The sequence below is a fragment of the Meridianimarinicoccus sp. MJW13 genome, assembly GCF_014901205.1.
Lineage (GTDB): Bacteria > Pseudomonadota > Alphaproteobacteria > Rhodobacterales > Rhodobacteraceae > Meridianimarinicoccus.
This window is the reverse complement of record NZ_JACNMU010000001.1, coordinates 391,989-404,067: the sequence shown is the minus strand read 5'-3', so window position 1 is coordinate 404,067 and position 12,079 is coordinate 391,989. Positions and strand designations below refer to the sequence as shown.

The window sequence follows — 12,079 nt, the reverse complement described above, 5'->3', positions numbered from 1 at the left end:
GGTGGCATACGCACCGGTGAAAGGGCCTTTGTCATGAAACGAGCACTCACGATCCATCTGCCGCTGACGGCGGCATTGGCCATGGGCGTGGCCTCGCCGGTGATGGCCGAGCTGGAATACACCAACGGCACCGGCGGCAGCGCGCGCGTCTACGGGCAGCTGACCCCGGCCTGGCTGAACGTTGACGACGGCAAGGACACAGACGGCAATCTGGTCGACAACTCCCGTTCGAACTCGCGGGCGGGCATCTGGCTCGATCAGGAGTTCGACAACGGACAGATGCTGCTGTTCAACTTCGAAGCGGCACTGGGCGCCCCGCAAAGTTCCAAGTTCAGCCAGAATTTCCAGCCGGACTGGGATTGGCAACGGACTGACCTGCGGAAGCTGGAATTCATCTATAGCGGCAATTTCGGTACCGTGTTTTTCGGGCAGGGCTCGATGGCGTCGGACAACACGTCAACCCTTGATCTTTCGGCGACCACCCTTGCCAGCACGGTGACGGTGCCGGACGCGGCCGGCGGCTATTTCTTCCGCCAGAAGGACGGGACCCTGTCCAGCGTCGCGGTCAGCAACGTCTTCAAGGACTACGATGGCGGTCGCAAGGCGCGCATTCGCTATGACACGCCCCGGTTCGGGGGCACCGAGCCCGGCAAGGGGATCAGCATCGGCGCGTCCTACGGGCAGGACCTTCTGAATTCCAGCGACGATGCCGAATATTACGACATCGGCCTGAACTACAGCGACACCATCAGTTCGATCACCGTCAGGGCCGGGTTGAGCTATGCCTGGAAAGACGACGATGGCACAACCGAGCGCTACGGCGGCTCGATCTCGGCGCTCAGCGACGTCAACGGGCTGAACGGTACACTGTCCTTTGGCGGCGACCCGGATGGTGGCCAATTCGGCTATATCAAGCTGGGCTGGATCACCAGTTTCTGGACCATCGGCGACACCGCGTTCTCGGCGGATTACTATTCGGGCAACGATATCGCCGGGTCGGATGGCACGTCCACATCGACCGGCTTGCAGGTGGCGCAGTATTTCGACGACACCAACCTGTCGATCTACTTTGGCTACAACCGCCTGACCTATGACGACAAGGCGGCCTCCTATGACGACATGGATGTCATCCTTGCCGGTCTGCAGTGGAAATTCTGATCCACTGGGGTCTGGATTGCCGCGCCAAGGAACGCTAGACTGAACCCCAGACAGGCCAATGTGCCGTCTGGGGTCGAATTGCCGCGAAAGCGGCTTGACCTGTTTGCAAATTCGCAATACCCGATGCTCTCTCGTCACAGAACCGATTCCGTGACCGCGATGTTCGCGCGTGGAATGGTTCCGTGTTAAATGGCTGCGGCCGGGTCCTTGCCCGGCCAATGTTGTGAAAAAAGGTTCTGGAGCTACGGAACCGCAACGGAAAAGGAACGACCACTTGGCACGTATTGCCGGCGTCAACATCCCGACCAACAAACGGGTGCCCATCGCCCTCACTTACATCCACGGTATCGGCCCCGCAGCGGCGGCCCAGATCTGTGAAGCCGCCGGCATCGCGACCGAGCGCCGCTTCAACGAACTGTCGGATTCCGAGGTTCTGGCGATCCGCGAACAGATCGACGCCAACTTCACCGTCGAAGGTGACCTGCGCCGTGAAGTTCAGATGAACATCAAGCGTCTGATGGACCTGGGCTGCTATCGCGGTCTGCGCCATCGCCGCAACCTGCCTGTGCGCGGTCAGCGCACCCACACCAACGCGCGTACCCGCAAGGGCCCCGCGAAGCCGATCGCCGGCAAGAAGAAGTAAGAGGGGGCAGGTTATATGGCACGCGATACAAAAGCACGTGGCGGCAAGCGCAAAGAGCGGAAGAATATTGCCGCTGGCGTCGCACATGTGAATTCGACATTCAACAACACCAAGATCCTGATCTCGGACGTGCAGGGCAATGCGATCGCATGGTCGTCGGCTGGCACCATGGGGTTCAAAGGCTCGCGGAAATCGACGCCCTACGCAGCACAGCTGGCTGCAGAAGACGCCGGCAAGAAGGCTCAGGAACACGGCGTGAAAACGCTGGAAGTCGAAGTTCAGGGGCCCGGTTCGGGCCGTGAATCGGCGCTGCGCGCACTGGCCGCGGTTGGCTTCAACATCACCTCGATCCGTGATGTGACCCCAATCGCCCACAACGGCTGCCGTCCGCCGAAGCGCCGCCGCGTCTGATCCAGACCAAATTTGGTCGGGCTGCGTCCTTGGGCGCGGCCCGGCTTTGTCATTTTACCTCGGGTGTTTCTGACTTTGGTCATCGGTCGGGAACGAGCATGGAGGCGACAGGCATGATCCAGAAGAATTGGCAAGAACTCATCAAGCCCACTCAGCTTGACGTAAAGCCGGGGAACGACCCGGCGCGTCAGGCAACGGTGGTTGCAGAACCGCTGGAGCGGGGCTTTGGTCTGACAATGGGCAATGCCCTGCGTCGCGTATTGATGTCGTCGCTGCAAGGCGCGGCCATCACCAGCGTTCAGATCGACAACGTGCTGCACGAGTTCTCTTCGGTCGCCGGGGTGCGTGAAGACGTGACCGACATCGTTCTGAACCTCAAGGGCGTTGCCCTGCGCATGGACAACGAAGGCCCCAAGCGGCTTTCGATCTCGGCCAAGGGGCCGGGCGTGGTCACCGCGGGCGACATCTCCGAAACCGCAGGGGTCGAGGTTCTGAACAAGGATCACGTCATCTGCCACCTTGACGATGGTGCCGATCTGTTCATGGAGCTGATCGTCAACACCGGCAAGGGCTATGTCTCGGCAGACAAGAACCGTCCCGAGGATGCGCCCATCGGCCTGATCCCGATCGACGCGATCTATTCGCCGGTCCGCAAGGTCAGCTACGACGTGCAGCCCACCCGCGAGGGCCAGGTGCTGGACTATGACAAGCTGACCCTGAAGCTGGAAACCGACGGGTCGGTCACCCCCGATGACGCCGTGGCCTATGCCGCGCGCATCCTTCAGGACCAGCTGCAGATCTTCGTCAACTTCGACGAGCCGGAGCCCGCGCGTTCGGAAGCCGACGACGACGGTCTGGAGTTCAACCCGCTGCTGCTGAAGAAGGTCGACGAGCTGGAGCTTTCGGTCCGTTCGGCAAACTGCCTGAAGAACGACAACATCGTCTACATCGGGGATCTGATCCAGAAAACCGAAGCCGAGATGCTGCGCACTCCGAACTTCGGCCGCAAGTCGCTGAACGAGATCAAGGAAGTGCTCTCGGGCATGGGTCTGCACCTGGGCATGGATGTCGAGGACTGGCCGCCGGAGAACATCGAGGATCTGGCCAAGAAGTTCGAAGACCAGTTTTAAGGTGGCGGCGGGGGAAACCCCGCCTCGCCAAATGCCCGGACAGCCGGGGAATACTCGGGCCCACGCCCCAAGGTGAGCGGTTGACACGCATCAGCCGCCTGACAAAGCAAAACACGCAAGACAAGGATAGATACCATGCGTCACGCCCGCGGATACCGCCGCCTGAACCGTACTCACGAGCACCGCAAGGCGCTCTTTGCCAACATGGCCGGCTCGTTGATCGAGCACGAGCAGATCAAGACCACGCTGCCGAAAGCCAAGGAACTGCGCCCGATCATCGAAAAGCTGATCACCCTGGGCAAGCGCGGCGATCTGCACGCGCGTCGTCAGGCCGGTTCGCAGCTGAAGCAGGACGCCTATGTGGCGAAACTGTTCGACGTTCTGGGCCCGCGCTACAAGGATCGTCAGGGCGGCTACGTCCGGGTTCTGAAAGCCGGCTTCCGCTATGGCGACATGGCGCCGATGGCGATCATCGAATTCGTCGATCGTGATGTCGATGCCAAGGGCGCTGGCGACAAGGCCCGCGTTGCCGCTGAAGAAGACGCCGCGGAATAATCCCGGCCCTTTCGACAGCTCGAAGCCCCGCCTCTGGTGGGGCTTTTTTCTTGGCCGGACAGGACTGGAGTGGCGCCATGGCTCAGGCAGGATACTCAGGAAAACCCTTGTACAAGAAGCTGGGCTTCAAGCCGGGTTTCCGCGTCGGGCTGGTGGCCGCACCGGACCACTACGGCGACCTGCTGGCCGGTGTCGAAGAGGTGACCTTCGAAGGGCCGCGCGCAGGCGATCTGGATGCGATCCACATGTTTCTGAGCAGTCCCGACGACATCGCCCAGACCATCACCGATGCCCTGCCGCGTCTGCGGCCCGGTGGGATGCTTTGGGTGTCCTGGACCAAGAAGTCCTCGGCTTTGCACACCGGTGTCACCGAGGATGCGCTGCGCGATGCGGTGTTGCCACTGGGCTGGGTCGATGTGAAGGTTTGCGCGGTGGATGCGGATTGGTCGGCGCTGAAATTCCTCAAGCGGAAAGGGTGAGCCATGGTTGATCTCTTCTCCAGCGGCGCCTCGGATGCGTCCGACACCGCCCCGCGTCCGCTGGCGGACCGGCTGCGCCCGGCGGCCCTGGCCGAGGTTGTGGGGCAGGAGGGGGTTCTGGGCCCCGAGGCGCCGCTGGGCGCGATGCTGGCGTCCGGGCGGCTGGGCTCTCTGATCCTCTGGGGGCCGCCGGGGGTGGGCAAGACCACCATCGCGCGGCTGCTGGCCCTTGAAACCGACATGAGTTTCGTGCAGATCAGTGCCATCTTCTCGGGCGTGCAGGAGCTGAAAAAGGTCTTCGAGGCCGCCAAGCTGCGCCGTGGCAACGGGCAGGGGACGCTGCTGTTCGTGGACGAGATCCACCGCTTCAACAAGGCGCAGCAGGACAGCTTCCTGCCGCACATGGAAGACGGCACCATCCTGTTGGTGGGCGCCACCACCGAGAACCCCTCGTTCGAGTTGAACGCCGCACTGCTGTCGCGGGCGCAGGTGGTGGTGCTGGTGCGGCTGGAAGCCCCGGCGCTGGAAGCCCTGCTGGTCCGCGCCGAAGAGGTCGAAGGCCAGCCGCTGCCGCTGACCGAGGCTGCCCGCGCCGCGCTGATCGAAATGGCCGATGGCGATGGGCGGGCGATGCTGAACCTTGCCGAAACCGTGCTCAGCTGGAAGCTGAAGGCGCCGATCGATCCCAAGGCGCTGTCGGCGCGGCTGGCCCGGCGGGCGGCGCAATATGACAAATCCGGCGATGCCCATTACAACCTGATCTCGGCGCTGCACAAATCGGTGCGCGGCTCGGATCCCGACGCTGCCCTGTATTGGCTGGCGCGGATGCTGGAGGGTGGCGAAGACCCGCGATACCTGGCCCGCCGCATCACCCGCATGGCGGTCGAGGACATCGGCCTTGCCGACCCGCAGGCCCAGACCCTGTGCCTGGGGGCCTGGGATGTCTATGAACGGCTGGGCAGCCCCGAGGGCGAATTGGCGCTGGCGCAGGCGGTGGTCTATCTGGCGTTGGCCCCGAAATCCAACGCCGCCTACACCGGCTACAAGGCCGCGCGGAAGCTGGCCAGGGACAGCGGCTCGGCCCCGCCGCCCAAGCACATCCTGAACGCGCCCACCGGGCTGATGAAGGAGCAGGGCTATGGCGACGGCTATGCCTATGACCATGACGCCGAGGACGGGTTTTCGGGCCAGAACTATTTTCCCGACGGGATGGACCGGCCCAGCCTTTATGCGCCGGTCGAACGCGGGTTTGAGCGGGATCTGGCCAAGCGCACTGCCTATTTCGCCCGCCTGCGCGCCAAGCGCCAAGACGGTTGACAAGCCTGCCGTCACGGGAAAGAGAAAGCCCATGTTCAACACAGCAGCAACAGACGCGCGCGCCGCAGGGGCCGCCCGAAACCCGATGGGGGTCGCATGAGCGGAGTGCAGATGCGCCAGGTTGGCGCCGACGAGGCCGAACAGCGGCTGGACCGCTGGTTCCGCCGCCATTTCCCGCAGATCAGTCAGGGCCGGATCGAGAAACTGTGCCGCAAGGGCGAGATCCGGGTCGATGGCGGGCGGGTGAAGGCCTCCAGCCGGGTCGCGCCGGGCCAGACCGTGCGCATCCCGCCGCTGCCAGACGAGGCCGCGCCCAAGCCTGAAGCCCCGCGTCTGTCCGAGGCCGATACCCGGATGATGCAGGACATGGTGTTGTACCGGGACGAGCATATCCTCGCCATCAACAAACCGCCCGGCCTGCCCAGCCAGGGCGGCAGCGGCCAGACCCGCCATGTCGACGGGCTGGCCGAGGCGCTGCGCTATGACAAGCCGCTGAAACCGCGACTGGTGCATCGGCTGGACAAGGACACCTCGGGCGTTCTGTTGCTGGCCCGCACCGGGGCCGCGGCCACCGATCTGACCAAGGCGTTCCGCGCCCGCAGCACCCGCAAGATCTATTGGGCTGCCGTCGCCGGGGTGCCGCATCCGCAGATGGGCACCGTGAAGTATGGCTTGGTCAAGGCGCCGGGGCATGGGCCGCGCGGCGAGGGCGAGAAGATGCATTGCCTCCACCCGCGCGAGGTTGACGGCACGCCGGACGCCAAACATGCCACCACCGATTACGCGGTGCTCTCGGCGCTGGCCAAGCGCACCGCCTGGGTGGCGCTGGTGCCGATCACCGGGCGCACCCACCAGTTGCGCGCGCATATGGCCGAACTGGGGCATCCGATCATCGGTGACGGCAAATACGGCGGCTCGGGGCAGGAAAACCTTGGTGATGGCTGGGGCGCGCAACTGGGCGGGGACATTTCGCGCAAGCTGCACCTGCATGCCCGCTCGATCAGCTTTGACCATCCGGTGACCGGCGCGCGGGTGACCGTGACCGCACCGCTGCCCGCGCATATGAAGCGCACCTGGAAGGAATTCGACTGGCGCGAGGCGGATGTGCCCGAAGATCCGTTCGAGGAATTCCTGTGAGCAGCGGTCTGAAACTGGCGATCTTCGATGTCGACGGCACGCTGGTGGACAGCCAGGCGCATATCCTACGCAGCATGACGGCGGCCTTCGACAGCGTCGGCCGCGAGATGCCGGAACGCGGCGCGGTGCTGGAACTGGTGGGCCTGTCCCTGCCGCTGGTGATCGCGCGGCTCTGTCCCGATCTGTCCGACACGGTGCGCGACGGCATGGTCGCGACCTACAAGGACACCTTCGCCGCGACGCGGGTGGCCGACGGGGCGGCGACCGCGCCGCTCTATCCCGACATTGCCGAAACGCTGGACCGGCTGGCGCGGGTCGAGCCGCTGCTGCTGGGCGTGGCGACGGGCAAGTCGCGGCGCGGGCTGACCCATGTGCTGGACCAGCACGGTCTGAACCGCCGCTTCGTGACCCAGCAGGTGGCCGACGATCACCCGTCGAAACCGCATCCGGCGATGCTGGAGGCCGCCTTGCGCGACACCGGGTGTGATCCCGCCGACGCGGTGATGATCGGCGACACGGTATTCGATCTGGAAATGGCGCGGTCCGCCGGTATTCCCGCCATCGCGGTCGGTTGGGGCTATCACCCGGTGGCCGACCTGCAACGGCTGTCGCCGCGTGCGATGGTGCAGGACACCGGCGAACTGGCCGCGACGATCCTTGACGTTCTGGGAGTGAGCGATGACTGAATGGGCGCAGAAACGGTTCTGGAAAGAGACCAGCGTCGAACCTGCGGAGGGCGGATACACGGTCCGCCTGGACGGGCGCGGCATCCGCACCCCGTCCAAGGCGCCGCTGATCGTACCCACCGAGGCGCTGGCCCGTGCCATGGCCGATGAATGGGATGCGCAGGAAGAGGCCATCCAGCCCGCGACCATGCCGATGACGCGCTCCTCCAACTCGGCCGTGGACAAGGTGGCAGTCCAGTTCACCGAGGTCGCGGACCTGCTGGCGGCTTATGGCGAAAGCGATCTTCTGTGCTATCGCGCCGAACATCCGGAAGAATTGATCCAACGTCAGGCTGCGGCCTGGGATCCGGTTCTGGACTGGGCCGCACGGGAATTTGACGCCCAGTTGAACGTGGCCTCGGGCGTCATGTTCGTGCCCCAGCCGGAGTCCAGCATCGCTGCGTTGCGGCGAAAAACACATGCGTTGTCGCATTGGCAGTTGACCGCCTTCCACGATCTGGTGGCGCTGACCGGGTCTTTGGTGCTGGGGTTCGCATCCCTGGATCCGCGCTGGAATCGCAAGGATATCTGGGCCTGGTCGCGTCTGGACGAGGATTGGCAGGCCGAGCAATGGGGCAAGGATGAGGAGGCCCAGGAGGCCGCGGCATTGAAGGCTCAGGCCTTCGCAGATGCAGCAAGGTTCTACGATTTGGTCACGGGCTGACCAAAGCCGCCCGCAAACAGGGCAGGCCTGAAACCACGTCCCCTTGTCCACCAAGTTCATTATTCTGTCCCACGTCTCCCCTTGACTGTCCATTGGGCTTTTGACCAAGGTTTGACCGGACCCGGAACCAACCGGGACCGGACCATGAATGGCACCCTAAATAACGGGGCCGAACCGCATCATCTGCGGTCCATCAGGAAGAGGTAGACATGAAGACGAACGTACTCCTTGGCACCATTGCCCTAGCCGGCTTGGCTGCCGGCGCCGTAGCGGCTGACACTCTGGAAGAAGTGAAGGAGCGTGGGAAGCTGAACTGCGGTATCAGCACCGGCCTTGTTGGCTTTGCAACGCAGGACGCGCAGGGCGATTGGCAAGGTTTCGACGTGGCTGTCTGTCGCGCCGTGGCCGCCGCGGTTCTGGGTGACCCCACCGCTGTTGATTTCACCCCCGTGACCAACAAGGTCCGCTTCGAGGTTCTGAACTCGGGCGAGATCGACATGCTGTCGCGCAACACCACCTGGACCTTCTCGCGCGATGTGGACCTGAAGCTCGAGTTTGCGGGCGTCAACTATTACGACGGCCAGGGGTTCCTGGCACCCAAGGAACTGGGCGTAAGCTCGGCCAAGGAACTGGATGGCGCCACGGTCTGCATCCAGTCCGGCACCACCACCGAGCTGAACCTCGCGGACTTCTTCCGCACCAACAACATCAGCTATGAGCCGGTGCCGATCGCCACCGCGTCGGAAGCGCAGCAGCAGTATCTGGCCGGGGCCTGTGACGTCTACACCACCGACGCCTCCGGTCTGGCCGCGACACGCGCCGCATTCGAAGATCCCTCGGCGCATGTGATTCTGCCGGAAATCATCTCGAAAGAGCCGCTGGGCCCGCTGGTCCGCCATGGCGACAACAACTGGGGCGACGTGGTGCGCTGGACCCTGAACGCGCTGATCGCCGCTGAAGAACTGGGCATCACCTCGGCCAATATCGAGGAACTGGCGGCAGGCACCACCAACCCGGAAGTCAACCGGATCCTTGGCACCGAAGGGTCGTTGGGCGAAATGCTGGGCCTGTCGCCCGACTGGTCCAAGAACGCCATTGCCGCGGGCGGCAACTATGGCGAGATCTTCGAGCGTCACATCGGCCAGAACACCCCGATCGGGCTGGCGCGCGGCCTGAACGCCCAGTGGCTTGAAGGCGGCCTGCTGTATGCGCCGCCGTTCCGGTAAGATCCTCAGGGGGCGGCGGATGTGGATCCGCCGCCCTGTTCCATTCGGGGTCCTGACCCCACCCGCGCCTGTCTTGCGCGACCTCGGCAACCCAGCCCTGCCGAACAAAGGATAGTTTCATGGCCAGTATCAGCGATCCGGCGCAGCCTGCTTTCCGATTGAGCATGCTCGTCAACGATACCCGGTATCGCGGGATCACCTTCCAGATCATCGCGTTCCTTGCGATTGTCTTCTTCTTCGGATGGCTGATCTGGAACGCCACACAGAACCTGGCCGCCCTGGGGCAGGACATCTCGTACAAGTTTCTGGGCGAGCAGGCCGGATACGACATCAACCAGCAACTCATCCCCTTTGTCAGTACCGACACCCATTTCCGTGCTGCGATGGTCGGGATCCTCAATACCCTGCTGGTGGCCTTCCTGGGATGTATCACCGCCACGATCATCGGGGTCGTGGTCGGGGTGCTGCGGCTGTCGAAGAACTGGCTGGTGGCCAAGGTCATGTCGGTCTACGTCGAGATCTTCCGCAACGTGCCGGTGCTGATCTGGATCCTCATCATCTTCTCGGTGATGTCCAACGCCCTGCCAAGCCCGCGCGACTTTCGCGGCGACAATGCGACGGCGTCGATGGTGTTTGACGCGATGGCCTTCACCAACCGCGGTGTCTATGTGCCCGGTCCGGTGTGGGAGGCTGGCTCGGGCATCGTGGTCGCGGTGTTCCTGGCCTCGATCGTCGGCATCTTTTTCCTGCGCCGCTATGCCACCAAGCTGCTGTACGACACCGGACGTGAACTTCCGGTGCTGCAACTGTCGCTTGGCCTGTTCTTCGTGCCGGCGCTGATCGCCTATTTCGTGATGGGATCGCCCATCGGCCTGGATTACCCCGAACTCAAGGGGTTCAACTTCCAGGGCGGGTTGAAGGTTCAGGGCACGCTGATTGCCTTGTGGTGGGCGCTGGCGCTGTATACCGGGGCCTTCATCGCTGAAAACGTGCGCGCCGGCATCCTGGCCGTCAGCAAGGGCCAGACCGAGGCCGCCGCCGCCCTGGGCCTGCGCCCCGGCAAGATCATGCGCCTTGTCGTCCTGCCGCAAGCCCTGCGGGTCATCATCCCGCCGCTGATCTCGCAGTACCTGAACCTGACCAAGAACTCGTCGCTGGCCGCCGCCATCGGCTACATGGACATCACCGGCACGCTGGGCGGGATCACCCTGAACCAGACCGGCCGCAGTTTCGAAGCGGTGCTGCTGCTGATGCTATTCTACCTGATGATCTCGCTGGCGATCTCGGGGGTGATGAACCTTTACAACAACGCCGTGAAGCTGAAGGAGCGCTGAGATGTCCCAAGGCGATCACTCGGTTGCATTCGTCCGCCACGATCCACTCCCGCCGCAGGCCCCGCCGGTGTCGCAGGCCGGGGTGATCGGCTGGCTGCGCACCAATCTTTTCAGCTCGATCGGCAATTCGATCATGACGCTGATCACGCTCTACGTCATCTACGCCTTGCTGGCCGCCATCGTGCCGTGGATCGCCAATGGCGTCTGGGATGCCTCGTCGATCCGCGAATGCCGCGAGCAGTTGCAGGGCGTCAATGCCGCCTGCTGGGCGGTGATCGAGGAACGTTGGCCGCAACTGGTCTTCGGTAACTACCCGCCCGAACACTACGGCCGTGCCGTGCTGGCCTTCGTGCTGCTGTTCGTGGCCCTGGCGCCGGTGCTGTATTTCGGCTTGCCGCGCAAGATGCTGTGGTTCACCGGGCTGTATCCGTTTCTGGCCTACTGGCTGATCTGGGGCGGCACGCTGTGGATCCCGATCATGGCGCTGGTCGGCGTGGTCGTCGGCTTCGTGGTGTTCCGGCTGCTGGAAGAAAAGTCGTTCTTCGGGGCAATGGTGGCCGCATTGGCCGCGGCCTTGGCCTTCTGGATCGTGCTGACCGCCCCCCTGGCCGAGGCGCTGGCCGGTGTGCTGCCGCTGGCCCTGACCCCGGTGGCCAGCCGCGAGATCGGCGGCTTCATGATCAACTTCATCCTTGGCACCAGTGGCATCGCCCTGTCGTTGCCGCTGGGCATCATGCTGGCGCTGGGGCGGCAATCGACCCTGCCGATCATCAAGATGATCTGCGTGATCTTCATCGAGTTCGTGCGCGGCGTGCCTCTGATCACGCTGTTGTTCGTGGCCTCGGTGATGCTGGCCTATTTCCTGCCGCCGGGCACCAATTTCGACCTGATGCTGCGCGTCATCATCATGGTCACCCTGTTTGCCGCCGCCTATATGGCCGAGGCGATCCGGGGCGGTCTGGCGGCCTTGCCCAAGGGCCAGTACGAGGCCGGTGACAGCCTTGGCCTGGACTATTGGCAGAAGATGCGGCTGATCGTGCTGCCGCAGGCCCTGAAAATCTCGATCCCCTCGATCGTGAACATCGCCATCGGCCTGTTCAAGGACACCACGCTGGTGTCGATCATCTCGATGTTCGACGTGATCGGCATGATCCGTGGCCCGATCCTGTCCTCGACCGAATGGTTCGGGGTCTACTGGGAGCTTCTGGGCTTCGCCGGGGTCCTGTTCTTCGTCTTCTGCTACGGCATCTCGCAATATTCTCAATGGCTGGAGCGCAAGCTGGCCACCGATCATCGTTAA

General features: G+C 63.7%; 13 protein-coding genes. All 13 read left to right on the top strand.

Going from position 1 to position 12,079, the window contains the following annotated elements:
• Positions 1-33 precede the first annotated feature (33 nt).
• The 13 genes from H8B03_RS01885 (at position 34) to H8B03_RS01825 (ending at position 12,079) form a co-directional block, all read left to right on the top strand.
• Entirely contained in the window at positions 34-1,158 is a 1,125-nt protein-coding gene (locus H8B03_RS01885; protein ID WP_193139709.1) for a porin, read from the top strand.
• Between the two features lie 274 nt (positions 1,159-1,432).
• Entirely contained in the window at positions 1,433-1,801 is a 369-nt protein-coding gene (gene rpsM, locus H8B03_RS01880; protein WP_193139707.1) for a 30S ribosomal protein S13, read from the top strand.
• Positions 1,802-1,816: 15 nt separating this feature from the next.
• Positions 1,817-2,212, top strand: a complete 396-nt coding sequence (gene rpsK, locus H8B03_RS01875) for a 30S ribosomal protein S11 (protein ID WP_193139705.1) — start codon at positions 1,817-1,819, stop codon at positions 2,210-2,212.
• 113 nt (positions 2,213-2,325) lie between these two features.
• Positions 2,326-3,342, top strand: coding sequence for a DNA-directed RNA polymerase subunit alpha (locus H8B03_RS01870; RefSeq protein ID WP_193139703.1), 1,017 nt, complete (start codon positions 2,326-2,328; stop codon positions 3,340-3,342).
• A gap of 135 nt (positions 3,343-3,477) precedes the next feature.
• Complete coding sequence (rplQ, locus tag H8B03_RS01865) at positions 3,478-3,897, top strand: 50S ribosomal protein L17 (RefSeq protein WP_193139701.1); 420 nt, start codon at positions 3,478-3,480, stop codon at positions 3,895-3,897.
• 77 nt (positions 3,898-3,974) lie between these two features.
• A complete protein-coding gene (locus H8B03_RS01860) occupies positions 3,975-4,376 on the top strand; it encodes a DUF3052 family protein (protein ID WP_193139699.1) in 402 nt (133 codons plus the stop codon).
• A gap of 3 nt (positions 4,377-4,379) precedes the next feature.
• Positions 4,380-5,693, top strand: a complete 1,314-nt coding sequence (locus H8B03_RS01855) for a replication-associated recombination protein A (protein ID WP_193139697.1) — start codon at positions 4,380-4,382, stop codon at positions 5,691-5,693.
• A gap of 96 nt (positions 5,694-5,789) precedes the next feature.
• Positions 5,790-6,830 carry an RluA family pseudouridine synthase gene (locus H8B03_RS01850; RefSeq protein WP_193139695.1) on the top strand — a complete coding sequence of 347 codons (1,041 nt, stop codon included), beginning with the start codon at positions 5,790-5,792 and terminating at the stop codon, positions 6,828-6,830.
• Positions 6,827-7,516, top strand: a complete 690-nt coding sequence (locus tag H8B03_RS01845; protein ID WP_193139693.1) for an HAD-IA family hydrolase — start codon at positions 6,827-6,829, stop codon at positions 7,514-7,516. Before H8B03_RS01850 ends, H8B03_RS01845 begins: the two co-directional genes overlap by 4 nt.
• Entirely contained in the window at positions 7,509-8,219 is a 711-nt protein-coding gene (locus tag H8B03_RS01840) for an ATP12 family chaperone protein (RefSeq protein WP_193139691.1), read from the top strand. The genes H8B03_RS01845 and H8B03_RS01840 overlap by 8 nt, the downstream gene beginning before the upstream one ends.
• A 209-nt stretch (positions 8,220-8,428) precedes the next feature.
• A complete protein-coding gene (locus H8B03_RS01835) occupies positions 8,429-9,445 on the top strand; it encodes an amino acid ABC transporter substrate-binding protein (RefSeq protein ID WP_193139689.1) in 1,017 nt (338 codons plus the stop codon).
• A 119-nt stretch (positions 9,446-9,564) separates the two neighbouring features.
• Positions 9,565-10,779 carry an amino acid ABC transporter permease gene (locus tag H8B03_RS01830; protein WP_193139687.1) on the top strand — a complete coding sequence of 405 codons (1,215 nt, stop codon included), beginning with the start codon at positions 9,565-9,567 and terminating at the stop codon, positions 10,777-10,779.
• A 1-nt stretch (position 10,780) separates the two neighbouring features.
• The gene (locus H8B03_RS01825) at positions 10,781-12,079 is read left to right on the top strand and encodes an amino acid ABC transporter permease (protein ID WP_193139685.1); all 1,299 of its coding nucleotides are present in this window, start codon (positions 10,781-10,783) and stop codon (positions 12,077-12,079) included.